Source organism: Arthrobacter rhombi (genome assembly GCF_039526245.1).
GTDB classification, from domain to species: Bacteria; Actinomycetota; Actinomycetes; order Actinomycetales; family Micrococcaceae; genus Arthrobacter_H; species Arthrobacter_H rhombi.
This window is the reverse complement of sequence record NZ_BAAAIV010000010.1, coordinates 151,157-164,789: the sequence shown is the minus strand read 5'-3', so window position 1 is coordinate 164,789 and position 13,633 is coordinate 151,157. Positions and strand designations below refer to the sequence as shown.

The window sequence follows — 13,633 nt, the reverse complement described above, 5'->3', positions numbered from 1 at the left end:
CGTATCGACATCGCGGCCCGGCACGGCAGAATGGGCGCATGCATACCTACGCCGTCTTCCTGCGCGGCATCAATGTCGGCGGGGTCAGGATCGCGATGAAGGACCTCACCGAGGCGCTGGCCGGCGCCGGATACGCCCACGTGTCCACCCTGTTGGCCTCGGGGAACGTGGTCCTCGACGCGTCCACCGCCGATGCCGCCGCGCTGAAGGCGGACCTCGAGGCGGTGCTGCGTGCGCGGTTCGGCTACACCGCCTGGGTCATCATCACGACGCCGGGGCAGCTCGCCTCGATCGTCGCCTCCTACCCCTTCGGGGCCGTGGATGACGGGATCGAACGCCACGACTACGTGGTCCTGGCGGCGACCCCCGACGCGGTCCGCACGGTGCTCGAGGCCTGCCCGGAGCCGTCCGCCGGGGAGCAGGTCGCCGCCGGGGAGGGCGTGCTCTACTGGCAGGTCCCGCGGGGCAGCTCGCTGCAGACCAACGTGGCCCGCGAACTGGGACGCAGCCGCCATCAGGCGGTGCTGACCACGCGGAACATGAACACCCTGCGCAAGGTCCTGGCCCGGATCGGGGCCTGAGCAGCGTCAGCCGCGCGCCGGCACCCGGGAGGCTTCGGCGTCGTCCTCGATGTGGCGTGGCCCGTTGATCATCACCGCGCCGATGATGAGCACCACCAGGCAGACGCCGAGCATGCCGAAAGAGGCAGCCCAGCCACCTGTGGCATCGCGCACGACGCCGAAGAGCAGTGGCGCGATCGCCGCACCCGCGTAGCCCAGGCCCTGGCTGAACCCGGCCAGCACCCCGGACCCATAGGTGGTGCGCGAGCGCAGGTTGATCATCAGCAGCGCCATCGCGAAGGTGCCCTGGCCGAGCCCTGCGGAGGTGATCCACCACCAGGTGCCCTGGGTGGGGAAGAAGAACATGCCGGCGTGCCCGATGATCCACAACACGATGAACACCCCGGCTGCGTAGATCGGGTGCTTCATCCGCGGTACCACCAGGGGCACCAGCAGGCTCACCGGCAGCCCGAGGATCGCGAAGTAGCCCAGCGCGCTGCCGGCCACCGCCGGGTCGAGGCCCTCGCCGATGAGGTAGGGCGGCAGCCAGGTGAAGTAGACGTAGGTCTGGCCCGAGTTGCCGGCCAGGAAGATCGCCAGGCCCCAGGCCACGCGGGAACGCCACGGGTTGATCCGCCGTTCGGCTTCCACCGGGACGACGCCGGAGAGCCGGGCCTTGGTCTGTTCGGCTGTCTCGGTGGCGGCCAGCCGGGCGTGCTCGGCCGCCTCGGCACTGCGGCGGCGGCGGTCCGCGGCGAACTGCAGGGCCCAGGGGATGAGCACGACGACGCTGGCCAGGGTCCAGAATCCGATGGAGAACCGCCAGTCGGAAACCTGCGCGAGCGGGACGGCGAACATCGGGCTCATGGCGGTGCCGATCGCGATGAGCGTCACGTAGCCGGAGGTCACCAGGGAGATCCGGTCGGGGAAGTACTTCTTGACCAGCGGCGGCAGCACGACGTTGCCGATGCCGTAGCCGACCATGGTCAGCGCGGAGAGCAGCAGGAACGATGACACGTCCCCCACGAAGGCGCGGCATCCCTGGCCGATGATGGCCACGACCACGGCCAGCAGCAGGGTGCGTTCAAGTCCGAACGCGGAGATCATCCGCGGGGTGAACAGCCCGGAGACGGCAAAGACGATGGGGGCCAGCATGGCCAGCAGGCCGGTGGTGAACGAGGTGAATCCGAGCTCGGGCCCGATGACGTCCAGCAGCGGCGGAACGGAGACGACGGCTGCCCGCACGCTCAGCGCCATGAGGAGGATGCCCACGAGGGCCGCGATGCGCCCCTTCCACGGGCGGGTTTTCAGGCGGAACGCCATCAGCTGCCCTCCCTCAGCCGGTCGACCTGGAGCAGCAGGGCATCGATGTCGGCCCCCACCAGCGACCTCGACCAGCTGCCGGGCAGGGTCGAGTGGAAGTACAGGCCTTCGCCGATCAGCATGATGGCCTCCGCCGCATGCGGGTCGGGGACGTCCTGGCGCACCAGCCGCTCCCAGTCGCCGTGGACCTGGTCCAGGGCAGCCACTGCCGGTGCATGCGATCCGGCGGCCAGCCGGACGACTGCCTGGTAGGTGTGGTCGAACGCGGTGTCCTCGGCAGTGGAGGTCCTCACGTAATACCGTGCAGCACCCTCGGCGGCGGTGGCCATGAGTTCGTTGTCCTGGCGGGCCGCGTCGAGCAGTCGGTTGATCACCGCTTCGGCGAGGGCGTCCTTGGACGGGAAATGGTAGAGCAGGCCCCCTTTGGAGACGCCGGCCAGGGCCGCGGTGGCGTCCATGGTCGCTGCCCGCTCCCCCTCGGTCCGCAGCAAGGTGCAATAGGCGTCGAGGATCTTCTCCCGCGCTGCTGGTGGTCTGGACATGGACCCGACTCTAGCGTTTTTGCCTCTGCCGGCTGTCATCGGTGAAACATGGACGTCATACCGTCCAGACGGTACAGTTATGCAGGTTCAGCCGTCCTCTTTCCAAGGAACCCATGAGCCTCCCCCAGTACTCCACGAGCCCGCAGCCCCAGCCCGGCCGCGCGCGGCGCTGGTCGGCACTGGTCGTGCTGATGTTCCCGGTCCTGCTGGTCGCCGTGGACAACACGGTGCTCAGCTTCGCCGTCCCCGCAGTCTCCTCGGCCCTGGCACCCACCTCGACGCAGCTGCTGTGGATCATCGACGTCTACCCCCTGGTTTTGGCTGGCCTGCTGGTGCCGATGGGCAGCCTGGGCGATCGGATCGGCCGCCGGAAACTACTGCTGCTCGGCGGGGTGGGCTTTGCCGTGGTCTCGGCCGTCGCCGCCTTCATGCCAAGCGCCCCGCTGCTCATCGCCGCGCGCGCCCTGATGGCGGTTTTTGGCGCCATGCTCATGCCGGCCACCCTCTCGCTCATCCGGAACATCTTCACCAACGCCGCCGAGCGCCGCCTGGCCATCGCGGCCTGGGCTTCCGCGTTTTCCGGAGGAGCCGCGCTGGGGCCGATCGTCGGCGGGTGGCTCCTGGAGCACTATTGGTGGGGCTCCATCTTCCTGCTGTCCGTGCCCATGCTGCTTCCACTGCTGCTGCTGGGCCCGTTCCTGATTCCCGAGTCCCGCGACCCGGCGCCGGGGCGCGTGGATCCGGCGAGCATCGCCCTGGCCATGGGGGCCCTGGCTCCGATCGTCTACGGCATCAAGGCCGCGACGGGGCACGGTCCGGCATGGGTCGCCACAGTCGCCATCGTGTGCGGGTTGCTGTGTGGTTTCGCCTTCGTCCGCCGCCAACTGCGCAGCACCTCGCCCATGCTCGATGTGCGCCTCTTCCGCAATCCCGTCTTTTCCGCTGCCCTGCTGGTGAACCTGTTCAGCGTCTTCGCCCTGGTGGGATTCATCTACTTCCTGGCCCAGCATCTGCAGCTCATTGCCGGCCTGTCCCCTATGGAGGCGGGTTTCTTCATGGTTCCCGGGCTGGTCCTCACGGTGGTCTTCGGATTCGTTGCGGTGCCGCTGGTCCAACGGATCGGAGCATCCCGCGTCGTCATGGCCGGGCTCGCCTTCAGCACGTGCGCCTACATCCTAGTCGTCGCGTTCGGCCGCTCTGGATCCATGCCTGCACTCTTGGCGGCCTTCTGCGTCCTGGGCATCGGCGTGGGGCTGGCGGAGACCATCTCCAACGACCTGACGCTCTCCGCCGTCCCTTCGCATCGGGCAGGGGCAGCGGCGGCGATCTCCGAGACCGCCTACGAGGTCGGCTCCGTCCTGGGCACCGCCATCCTGGGAAGCATCCTCAACGCCGCCTACAGCCGCGGGGTCTCGGTTCCGGAACACCTGCAGCCGGCCCAGGCCGACCGGGTCCGGGAAACCCTGGCGGGCGCCGTCGACGTGGCGGGCACCCTCCCTTCATCCGGGAACGCCGCCGTGCTGATGGAATCCGCGGCCCACGCCTTCGACAGCGGGGTCACCATCACCGCCGCCATCGCCGCAGCACTCATGCTCACTGCACTTCTGGTCGCCAGGAGGGCCCTCCGACAGCCGATCGTCGAGGGGCCGACGCCTCCCAGGAGCCCGATCGGGTCGGCCGAAACCGCGGAAACGACGGCCAAAAAGAGGTAAACGCCGGGCAACATCGGGATGAAAGTCCGGAAGTCCTGCCCCCGAGGTAGGTATTGGCGGCAAACTCGCGTATTGTGGAACTCGTAGTCGTAGTTTTCTCGCAGTAATTTCAGTGTCAAGGCCCCGTTCGCGGGGAGTGTCTCTTTTTGACTCGCGGTAAATCTCGTAGCTGCATGTCACCGTCAAGTCCGGTGGTGACAACCCCTACGTCCCCTGCGGACAGTCTCGAAAGGACACAATCATGGCAATTGGTACCGTCAAGTGGTTCAACGCTGAAAAGGGCTTCGGCTTCATCGCTCCGGATGACAACTCGGACGACGTGTTCGCGCACTACTCCGCGATCCAGTCCAACGGCTTCCGCTCCCTCGAAGAGGGCCAGCGCGTCGAGTTCGAGGTGACCCAGGGCCAGAAGGGCCTGCAGGCCACGGACATCCGCGCCGTCTAAGTCTTCCATCAGGTCCTTTTGGACCGATGAGAACACCTGAAAATGGTGGCATCCCCTCGGGGATGCCACCATTTTTGTTGCCCGTCGGTTACTGGACGATGATCTTGTCCAGGTCAGGCTGCTTGGAGAGGAAGCCGTACTCCACGGTCATCCCGCCCAGCTTCTCGAGCTGGTCCCGCGGAACCGCAGCATCCCAGGTCTCCATCTTGAGGCCCTTGGCCATCTTGGCGTCCATGCCCATGAACTCCGGAAGCAGCGCCTTTGCGTCGGCCTGGTGGGCTTCGGCCGACGTCAGGGTCTCCGTCATCGCCTCGCGGAACTTGGTGACGACAGCCTGCTGGTCATCGGCATACTTGCCGCTGGTGAAGGTCACCATGGTGGGCAGTCCGGGGATGGCCACCTGGTTGGGATAGCCGACGAGCTTGTTGTCCTTGTCGGCCAATGCCCGGCTCAGGAAGGGCTCGGGTATCCAAATCGCATCGGTGTTCCCCCGCTCCAACTGGGCTTCCATGTCCTGGAAGCCCATTTCATTGAACTTGAGCTTCGAGGCGTCCGCTCCATCCTGCGCCGCCGCATCCATGATGGTCAGGTCGCCTTGCGTCTTCAGCGCATTGACCGATGTGGTCTTACCCGCCAAATCAGCAAACCCGTCGATTCCGGAATCCTTGCGGGTCACCACGCCGTTGATGTCATCGCCCTCGGCCTTGGAATTCGAGTAGCCGGTGACGATGCGCATATCCAAGCCCTTGTCGGCAGCGGTCAGCACCGACAGCGGATTACCGACGGCGAAGTCCATGCTGCCCGTCGATACTGCCGGAAGCATGGCAGCCCCGCCCTGCCCCGTCTGCAGTTCCACCTTCAGGCCGTGGTCTTTGAAGATGCCCTCGTCGATCCCGTACTGCATGGCCACCGATGGAGCGATGGACAGGACGCCGACGGTCACGGGCGTCAGCTCGCTACTGCCGCCCGAACTGGAGCCGGCGTCTGCAGCACCGGAAGGCGACCCTCCCCCGCAGCCACTCAACAGCAGCATCGCCGCCAGGCCCAGGCCGACCGTTGCTGATCTTAGTTTCATCATGGTTGTCTCCTCATTGAGCTCCGGCGGGCGTTCCCGACCGGCGTCGTGCTGGCGGCGTCGAGGCGGACCTCCGACGCAACGTGTGATGGATCACACCATAGTCAGGCTCTTCGCGATTTACAAGAAGTTTTCAATGATTGAGGAAGACACCTATTTATGACTCGCTCACCCTAGACGAACACTATGGACATAGATATGTTGTTGTGACCGACCCTAAGGACTTCACCATGGCCTCCACTCCGGACCCCCGCCGCTCCTCCGGCATCGAGCTGGTGGACGATTTCTCCCTGGAAATGACCGGCAAGGACAACGCGGCCCTCGCCGAAGCAACCGGCACCGTGCCGCCGGGAACCAGGATCAACGTGACCTTCCTGGGCAACGAGAACCTGAACATGCGCGTCGCCGCCGCCGCGGCCGTACGGGCCGCGGGGTTCGAGCCCATTCCCCACATTTCTGCCCGCAGACTCGTCTCGGTGGCCGAACTCGACGAATTCCTCGAAGCACTGGCCACCCGAGCGCAGGCCACCGAGGTGTTCGCCGTCGGCGGCGACCCGGAGGCTCCCCTCGGGCCGTTCCCCGACGCACTATCCCTGATCACCTCCGGCCGGCTTCAGGCCCACGGGGTCACCGCGGTGTCCATCGGCGGATACCCCGAGGGACATCCCGACATCGACGACGCCACGCTCTGGGAGGCGCTGGAGGCCAAGGCGACGGCACTCCACGATGCCGAGCTGGACGGGTCGATCATCACGCAGTTCGGATTCGACACCGGCCCGGTGCTTTCCTGGCTGCAGGAACTACGGAGTCGCGGCATCCAGCTCCCCGTCCGCATCGGCGTGCCGGGGCCCGCTGGCGTCAAGAGGCTGCTGACCTACGCGCGCCGCTTCGGGGTGTCATCCTCGGCAGGCATTGCCCACAAGTACGGCTTTTCCTTGGCCAACCTTCTCGGCACCGCCGGCCCCGACCGGTTCATCACTGATCTGGCGGCCGCCCTGGACCCGGCACTCCACGGCGACGTCCGGCTACATTTCTATACCTTTGGTGGCCTGCAGGCCACCGCCCGCTGGGTCGCGGACTTCGACACCGGGCACTAGACGGGAGCCGGCGCCGACGGACATCTATCCCGCCCGACACCGGCTCCACACGCGCTAATCGGTCGGCAACAACTTATCCATGTCCGGCTTCTTGTCGATCAGCCCACGGTCCAGGGAGATATCTGCGACCTGCTGGATTGATGCCGCGTTGACCTCGGTGTTGTAGGTCGGCAAGGTGAGCTTCTCGATGACCTCTGGCTTCAGCGTGGTGTATTCCGGCAGGATCGCCTTGACCTTCTCGGGGTTCTCCTGGGCATACTGCTGCGAGGCCTTCATCGCCCGGACGAACTTCGCGGCCGTTTCAGGGTGCTCCGCAACATACTGGTCGGTCGAGAAGTAGACGGCCACCGTCAGGTCCTTCACGGGCTCGGCATAATTGGAGAACACCGGAACATTGCCGTCGGCCTCGGACATGGTCACGAACGGCTCCACTGCGGCAATGGCATCCACGTTGCCCTTGGCCAGCTGCGCGGTCATGTCGGGGAAGGCCATCTCCACGAAATGGATCGACTTGTAATCCCCTCCAGCCTGCTTCACGGCTTCTGAAATCGTGGAGTCGGAGATGTTGTTCAGCGTATTGACGCCGACCTTATGGCCCGCCAACCCAGCGATGTCCTTGATCCCGCTATCGGGCTTGGTCATCACGGACGCGAAGTCGGCCTTGGTGTCCCCGGTGGTGCTCCCCCCGGGCGCCATCATCTTCAAGGGCAGCCCCTTGCTTCGCCCGACGATCATCGAGGTGACATTGGAGAAGCCGAAATCCATCTGGCCACTGGTCACGGCGGGCACAATGGCTGCGCCACCCTGCGCCGGAGTGAGCTTCAGTTCGAGCCCCTCCTTTTCGAAGATCCCTTCCTTGACCCCGAGATAGATCGGCGCCACGTCAACGATCGGAATCACCCCGACCTCGATCTGCTCCAACGAAGCTCCTCCGGAACCCGACGACGGTGCGACCTCGCTGGATGACGGCGACCCTCCCCCGCAGGCCGTCAAACCGAGAATGGCCACTAGCCCAACGGCATACTTCAACCTGCTCATGCTGTAACTCCGATCGATGGGCCCCGAGTCGAGGCGAGTGATGTGGTTCACATGGTAGCTATCGGCATAGATAATGAACAGGCTTGCAGTTAACGCGTCGACCGACGGCCTGCCGACACGCTGGAGAGTCCCATCGCCAGCAAACCCCCGAGGCGCCCCCTCTCGACATAACTACGTAGATAGTCATATGGTCGAGGCCAGGCAGTGAGCCACGCCACACGCCGCGATGGAATGCGATCGAGCGGAAATCGCCCCGAAGGAAGAGGAATGCACCATGACGCACCAGAATCTCCAGGAAGTACTCGACGCAACGGAGAACACCGTCGACTTGCTGCGCAACTCGCAGCTGGGCGCCTATATCTATCCGGTGGTTGCCCCAGAATTCACGAATTGGCGCAGCGAACAACGCGCATGGCGCGAAACGGCGGTGCTGTACGACCAGTCGCATCACATGGACAACCTGTTCATCTCCGGTCCCGACGCCCTGAAGCTCATCTCGGACACGGCAATCAACTCGGTGGCCAATTTTCCCGTGAACAAGGCCAAGCAATACGTCCCCACCACCCCGGCGGGGCACGTCATCGGGGACGGGATCCTGTTCCACGAAGCCGAGAACGAATATGTCTACGTTGGCCGGGCTCCCGCGGCCAACTGGCTGCTGTTCCACGGGGAGACCGGAGGCTACGACGTCAAGATCGAGGTGGATCGACGTTCGCCGTCGCGTCCGATGGGCAAACCCGTGCAGCGACGCTACTGGCGATTCCAGATCCAGGGACCGAACGCGTGGAAGATCATCGAGAAGCTCAACGGGGCCCCCGTTGAGCAGCTGAAGTTCTTCACCATGGACACCATGCAGATCGCGGGACAAGCCGTCCGAACGCTGCGACACGGCATGGCCGGTGCGCCCGGTCTGGAGATCTGGGGACCGTACGAGTCCTACGACAAGATCCGTGATGCGGTCCTCGAAGCCGGGCAGGAGTTCGGCATGCTCGCCGTGGGTGCACGGGCCTACCCATCCAACACACTGGAATCCGGCTGGATCCCCTCGCCCCTTCCCGGGATCTACACCGGCGAGGAGCTCCGCGCCTACCGCGAGTGGCTCGGCGCCGACAGCTATGAGGCCGTCAACGCCGTGGCCGGCAGCTTCGTTTCCAACGACATCGAGGACTACTACCTCACGCCGTGGGAGCTCGGCTATGGATCCTTCGTCAAATTCGACCACGACTTCATCGGCCGTGAGGCCCTGGAGAAGATCGACCCGTCCACCCAACGCCGCAAGGTCACGCTGGCCTGGGATCCCGAGGACCTGGGCACCATCCTCACCTCCGTGCTGGACACCGAGCAGGAGCCCTACAAATACTTCGACCTCCCACTGGCCAACTACGGCTCCTCCAACTACGACCGCGTGATCGACGCCGACGGGAACACCGTGGGCCTGTCGATGTTCACCGGCTACAGCGCCAACGAACGCCGGGGCCTGTCCCTGGCGACGATCGATCCACAGGTCCCCGAGGGGGCGGAACTGCGGGTGGTCTGGGGCGAACCCGATGGCGGCACCCGCAAGACGACCGTCGAACCGCACCGCCAGTTCACGGCCCGCGTCGTGGTCAGCCCGGTCCCCTATTCGGTGGCCGCGCGCGGCGACTACAAGGGCGGATGGCGCACCGGCTACACCCAGTAGCCGCGGAGGGGAGTGTCCGGGCCGGGGCACTCCCCTGCGCATCGGGGCACATAGGATGGGCACACAAACCACGGAAAGGTGCGCGGATGAGTTTGCGCTATGCCATCCTGGCGCTGCTGAATGTGGAGCCGATGACGGGCTATGACCTGTACAAGTTGTTCGGCGAGTCCGTCGGGCACGTCTGGTACGCCCCGGATTCGCAGATCTATCCCGAGCTGCGCAAGATGGAAAAGGAACTCCTGGTCGAGGGCGAGGACATCGCCTGGGGCAAGAACGGGACCAAACGCCGCTACCACGTCACTGGCGCCGGGGCCGATGCCTTCACCGGCTGGATGAACGAACCCATGGGCTTTTCCCGGGTGCGCGACCCCGCCCATCTGCGCGCCGCCTATCTTGAATGGGCCACTCCCGAGGCGGCCCGAGCCCAAATGCGCGACCACATCAAACACAACACTGTGTTGCTGCGCCAGTGGGAGACGAAGATCCGCGAGATCGACACCGGCACCAGCGCCATGCTGAACCGCCGATTGGAAGTGACCCCGGAGCCCGATCACCACCGCACGTCGGCCTTCAAGCGCTTTGCCTACGAGGGGCTCATCGCCCGCGCCGAGGCCGAGATCGCGTGGGCCAATCGCGGGTTGCGGCTGATCGAGGAGCTCTACGCCGGAGAATCGGCAACACCGCCCGGCATCTCGACGCCCCGGCGGTAGCCGGCTGCGGCAGTGCGCCTACTGCCCCAGTCCGGAATGCCGTGCTGCCAGGGCGTCGGCCACGGCTTCCTCGCGGTCGTGCAGGCGTGCTGCCCGGTCCCGCCCCCGGGCGGAGCGCAGGGCGGCATGCCGAGCGGCACGCCGGGCGGTGAGCTGCTCGCCCCAATCGGTGAGCGCTGTCCCCGCACCGATGAGCGCCGCACCGAAGCCGTCGGGCTCCAGCGCGCACAGCTGGCGGCCGGTGACATCTGTGGTGGGCAGGATGTGGGTGTTCATGTCGTTTTCTCCTGGTTCGGGCCCGCGGTCCCGGGATGTTCCGGGTCCACCAGCGGAAAGGCGTTGAAGTGCATCTGCACCGGCCGGGCATCGGGGCCTCCGGTATCGCGGTATTCCTCGACGATCTCGCCCAGGAAGGTGACCACCCGATCGGAGATCTCCGCCAGCTGGCCGCGGTCAAGCCGCAGGTTGGACGTGTTCATCACGGCACCATCCATCCACTCGGGCCCCAGGGTGTCATCGCCGAAGCGCAGGAAATCATCCAGCGCCCGGGCGCGGTTCTGCTCGAATTGCCGGGCCACGATCCGCGCAGCCGAGACCGTGGCCGGGTCCGATTCCATGACGTCCGGTCCCACGGCGATCGGGCCCGGCGGCCGCTCCCACCAGCGTTCGCGCCCATTGCCCCGTTCCGGGAGTTCCCGGACCAGCGAGTGCTTGGCCAGCTGGCGGAGGTGGTAGCTGGTCGAACCGCTCGATTCACCCAGCCGTTCGGCCAACCCGCTGGCGGTCTGCGCCCCGTAGCGTGAGAGCATCTCCAACAACTGCAGCCGCAACGGATGGCTCAACGCCTTCAGTGCGGGAAGGCCAAGGGGCCTGCCGCTGTGCTTGCGGGAGTCTTCGAGTGGTTCCATGTGGACAGCGTACGACTGCAAAGAAACCTTTGCAAGCCTTTCTTTGCAATACGTTTTTTGCGGTTTTCCGGGTCGGGAATGATTGAGGACGACGACGGGTTGTCGCCTATGTGAACATCCCCCTCTCCCTCCTTGACCTTGCCCCGGTCCCCGCCGGCAGCACCATCGCCAACACCTTCCGGGAGTCAGTCGAACTGGCCCGCACGGCCGAGGCGGCCGGCTACACCCGCATCTGGTACGCCGAGCACCACAACATGGCCTCCATCGCCTCCAGCGCCACGTCGGTCCTCATCGGGCATATCGCCCAGCAGACCTCCTCCATCCGTCTGGGCGCCGGCGGCATCATGCTCCCGAACCACTCACCACTGGTCATCGCCGAGCAGTTCGGAACGCTGGAGACCCTGTTCCCCGGACGCATCGACCTGGGACTGGGCCGGGCGCCGGGCAGCGACCAGGCCACGTTCCGCGCCTTGCGCCGGGACCCGGCGGCCGCCGACTCGTTCCCTCATGATGTCCGGGAACTGCAGGGGTTCCTGACCGGGAACTCGCGCATCCCCACGGTCAACGCCTACCCCGGCTCCGGCACCAACGTCCCGATCTACATCCTCGGATCGAGCCTCTTTGGCGCGCAACTGGCCGCCCAACTCGGACTGCCCTACTCCTTCGCCTCCCACTTCGCCCCGGACGCCCTGCACGCCGCCATTGCTGCCTACCGGAACAACTTCCAGCCCTCGGAGCAGCTGTCCGAACCCCACGTGATCGCCGGGGTCGGCGTGGTCGCCGCCGAGACCAACGAGCAGGCGCAGGTCCAGATGGAACAGGTCCGCCGCGACCGCGTTTCCAGCTTCCTCGGCCGCGGCCGGGACACCCCGTTCACCGAGCCTGAAATCGACATGCTGATGGAATCGGCTGCGGGCGAGCAGATCCTGAAGATGCTCGCCTACACCGCCGTCGGCTCACCCGAGGCAGTGCGGGAATACCTCGAGGGCTTTGCCCGCAGCGCCCATGCCGACGAGCTCATCACGGTCCACAACGCCTCCGATCCAGCGGATCGGCTGGCCTCGGTCAAGCTGACGGCCACCGCCATGGGCCTGGCTGGCTGAGCGGCGCCACCAGCCCGCACGGTCCTCGGTCTCCCTCCGCCGCGGGTCGGATCGTTCACAAGAGCCCCGTCCCGGCCTAGGCTGGAGGTGTCAGAGGTGCATTGGGCAGTCGGCCTCGCACCCGGAGCAGGAGGGCAACGACCATGAGCGGCATCTACGACGACACGGTGTTCGACGAAGCGCCCGAGGATGATCTCGACGAGCCCGAGGATGGCCGCTACGGCACCCCCGAGGACGGCTCCTCGGACAACCCGGAGACCATGAACCGGATCGATCCCCTGCGCCGGCACAGCTACCTCGTCGAGGACGACCTCGAGGAACACGACGACGCCGACGGCGACTCCGAGAACGAGACGCTGGCTTCGCAGTGGGAACTCGACGATGAGGAGCAGGCGGACCAGGAGGACGACGAGGACTAGCATGGCGTAGGAGAGCTTTTCGTTCCCCACGCCGACACCCAGGAGTGCTGATGGTCAACCCCGTGCATCTGCGCACCCTCCTGGAGGTCATCGCCCACGGCTCCTTCGCCGCGGCCGCCATTCCCCTGGGCTACACCGCCTCTGCCGTCTCCCAGCAGATGACCGCACTGGAACGGGACACCGGCGTCGCACTGTTCCGCCGGTCCGCCCGCTCCATTGAGCCGACCGAAGCGGCAACCACCATGGCCCGGCATGCCCGCAAGGTCCTCACCGACATCGATGCGCTGCTCGCTGCCAGCACGACGGCGGCGGGAGACCCGGGCGCGGACCCCGCGCAGGAGCTGCGCCTGGGCATCTTCCCCTCCCTGGCCACCTTCGCGCTTCCCCGCCTGCTCGGTGCACGGGACTGGGCCGGTCTGGGGATCCGGTTGCGGGTCAGCGTGGGCGAACCACACCAGACGATTGCCAGCCTGCAGGCCGGCGACGAACTCGATCTCGCCCTGGTCTTCCAGGTCGGCCAGACCGGGTTGGGTTGGCCCGGGACCATGGACCGGCAGTGGCTTGGCGACGACGAGTTCCGTGTGGTGGTCCCCGCCTCCTGGAAATTCGCCGACGGCGCGCGGGTCGAAGCCGCCCAGCTGGAGAACATGCCGTGGATCATGCACCACCCCGGGACCTCGGACGCCACGGTCATTTCCCGGCTCTTTGCCTCCTGCAACCTGCACCCCCGCATCGTGGCGCACTGCGACGATTTCAACGCCTCCCTGCACCTGGCCTCCACGGGCCTGGGCGCCGCCTTGGTGCCCGCACTGGCCATGCAGCAGAAGCCCGCGGGACTCGTGGTCCTGGATGTGCCAGAAATCAGGTTGGCCCGCAGCATCTTCGCCCTGCAAACCGGCCCGGCGCGCAGCCCCAAGGTCGATGTGTTCATGGACCGCCTGGCCGCAGAACTCCGGCAGATCAGCATCGCCCCCTGACCGGAATCCCCGCGCCAGTTCCCCCTCCGCCCAGCCCCCCACA

General features: G+C 66.1%; 15 protein-coding genes. 9 read left to right on the top strand and 6 right to left on the bottom strand.

The genetic code is table 11. The features are described 5' to 3' along the window. Positions 1–38 precede the first annotated feature (38 nt). Entirely contained in the window at positions 39–581 is a 543-nt protein-coding gene (locus ABD088_RS08935; protein ID WP_343901578.1) for a DUF1697 domain-containing protein, read from the top strand. A gap of 6 nt (positions 582–587) precedes the next feature. Here ABD088_RS08935 and ABD088_RS08930 read toward each other — a convergent pair whose 3' ends face one another. Together ABD088_RS08930 and ABD088_RS08925 are read right to left on the bottom strand one after the other, a co-directional pair. Next, positions 588–1,883, bottom strand: a complete 1,296-nt coding sequence (locus ABD088_RS08930; protein ID WP_343901577.1) for an MFS transporter — start codon at positions 1,881–1,883, stop codon at positions 588–590. After that, positions 1,883–2,425 carry a TetR/AcrR family transcriptional regulator gene (locus ABD088_RS08925; RefSeq protein WP_343901576.1) on the bottom strand — a complete coding sequence of 181 codons (543 nt, stop codon included), beginning with the start codon at positions 2,423–2,425 and terminating at the stop codon, positions 1,883–1,885. Before ABD088_RS08925 ends, ABD088_RS08930 begins: the two co-directional genes overlap by 1 nt. 113 nt (positions 2,426–2,538) lie before the next feature. On the opposite strand from ABD088_RS08925, the gene ABD088_RS08920 reads away from it, so the two are divergent. After that, the gene (locus ABD088_RS08920; RefSeq protein ID WP_343901575.1) at positions 2,539–4,137 is read left to right on the top strand and encodes an MFS transporter; all 1,599 of its coding nucleotides are present in this window, start codon (positions 2,539–2,541) and stop codon (positions 4,135–4,137) included. 241 nt (positions 4,138–4,378) lie between these two features. Further along, positions 4,379–4,582 (top strand): cold-shock protein, encoded by a 204-nt coding sequence (locus ABD088_RS08915; RefSeq protein WP_343901574.1) that lies wholly within the window; start codon positions 4,379–4,381, stop codon positions 4,580–4,582. Positions 4,583–4,670: 88 nt separating this feature from the next. On the opposite strand, the gene ABD088_RS08910 is transcribed toward ABD088_RS08915, so the two are convergent. Beyond that, a complete protein-coding gene (locus ABD088_RS08910) occupies positions 4,671–5,660 on the bottom strand; it encodes an ABC transporter substrate-binding protein (protein ID WP_343901573.1) in 990 nt (329 codons plus the stop codon). A gap of 227 nt (positions 5,661–5,887) precedes the next feature. On the opposite strand from ABD088_RS08910, the gene ABD088_RS08905 reads away from it, so the two are divergent. Next, positions 5,888–6,754 (top strand): methylenetetrahydrofolate reductase, encoded by an 867-nt coding sequence (locus ABD088_RS08905; protein WP_343901572.1) that lies wholly within the window; start codon positions 5,888–5,890, stop codon positions 6,752–6,754. A gap of 54 nt (positions 6,755–6,808) precedes the next feature. On the opposite strand, the gene ABD088_RS08900 is transcribed toward ABD088_RS08905, so the two are convergent. Beyond that, positions 6,809–7,792 (bottom strand): ABC transporter substrate-binding protein, encoded by a 984-nt coding sequence (locus ABD088_RS08900; protein WP_343901571.1) that lies wholly within the window; start codon positions 7,790–7,792, stop codon positions 6,809–6,811. A gap of 274 nt (positions 7,793–8,066) precedes the next feature. Here ABD088_RS08900 and ligM point away from each other — a divergent pair, with 274 nt between their 5' ends. Both ligM and ABD088_RS08890 read left to right on the top strand, forming a co-directional pair. Beyond that, positions 8,067–9,473: a vanillate/3-O-methylgallate O-demethylase gene (gene ligM, locus ABD088_RS08895; RefSeq protein WP_343901570.1), complete on the top strand. Its 1,407-nt coding sequence runs from the start codon at positions 8,067–8,069 to the stop codon at positions 9,471–9,473. Positions 9,474–9,559: 86 nt separating this feature from the next. After that, a complete protein-coding gene (locus ABD088_RS08890) occupies positions 9,560–10,183 on the top strand; it encodes a PadR family transcriptional regulator (RefSeq protein WP_343901569.1) in 624 nt (207 codons plus the stop codon). 18 nt (positions 10,184–10,201) lie between these two features. On the opposite strand, the gene ABD088_RS08885 is transcribed toward ABD088_RS08890, so the two are convergent. Both ABD088_RS08885 and ABD088_RS08880 read right to left on the bottom strand, forming a co-directional pair. Then, positions 10,202–10,459 carry a hypothetical protein gene (locus tag ABD088_RS08885; RefSeq protein WP_343901568.1) on the bottom strand — a complete coding sequence of 86 codons (258 nt, stop codon included), beginning with the start codon at positions 10,457–10,459 and terminating at the stop codon, positions 10,202–10,204. Further along, on the bottom strand, positions 10,456–11,091 hold the full coding sequence (locus ABD088_RS08880) for an ArsR/SmtB family transcription factor (RefSeq protein ID WP_343901567.1): 636 nt from the start codon (positions 11,089–11,091) through the stop codon (positions 10,456–10,458). The genes ABD088_RS08885 and ABD088_RS08880 overlap by 4 nt, the downstream gene beginning before the upstream one ends. A gap of 110 nt (positions 11,092–11,201) precedes the next feature. Between ABD088_RS08880 and ABD088_RS08875 the strand changes: the two genes are divergently transcribed. The 3 genes from ABD088_RS08875 to ABD088_RS08865 all read left to right on the top strand — a co-directional run bounded on the left by ABD088_RS08875 (position 11,202) and on the right by ABD088_RS08865 (position 13,590). Further along, entirely contained in the window at positions 11,202–12,194 is a 993-nt protein-coding gene (locus tag ABD088_RS08875; RefSeq protein WP_343901566.1) for an LLM class flavin-dependent oxidoreductase, read from the top strand. Positions 12,195–12,337: 143 nt separating this feature from the next. Next, complete coding sequence (locus ABD088_RS08870; RefSeq protein WP_343901565.1) at positions 12,338–12,613, top strand: hypothetical protein; 276 nt, start codon at positions 12,338–12,340, stop codon at positions 12,611–12,613. A gap of 50 nt (positions 12,614–12,663) precedes the next feature. Beyond that, positions 12,664–13,590, top strand: a complete 927-nt coding sequence (locus ABD088_RS08865) for a LysR family transcriptional regulator (protein WP_343901564.1) — start codon at positions 12,664–12,666, stop codon at positions 13,588–13,590. The last annotated feature ends 43 nt before the right edge of the window (positions 13,591–13,633 follow it).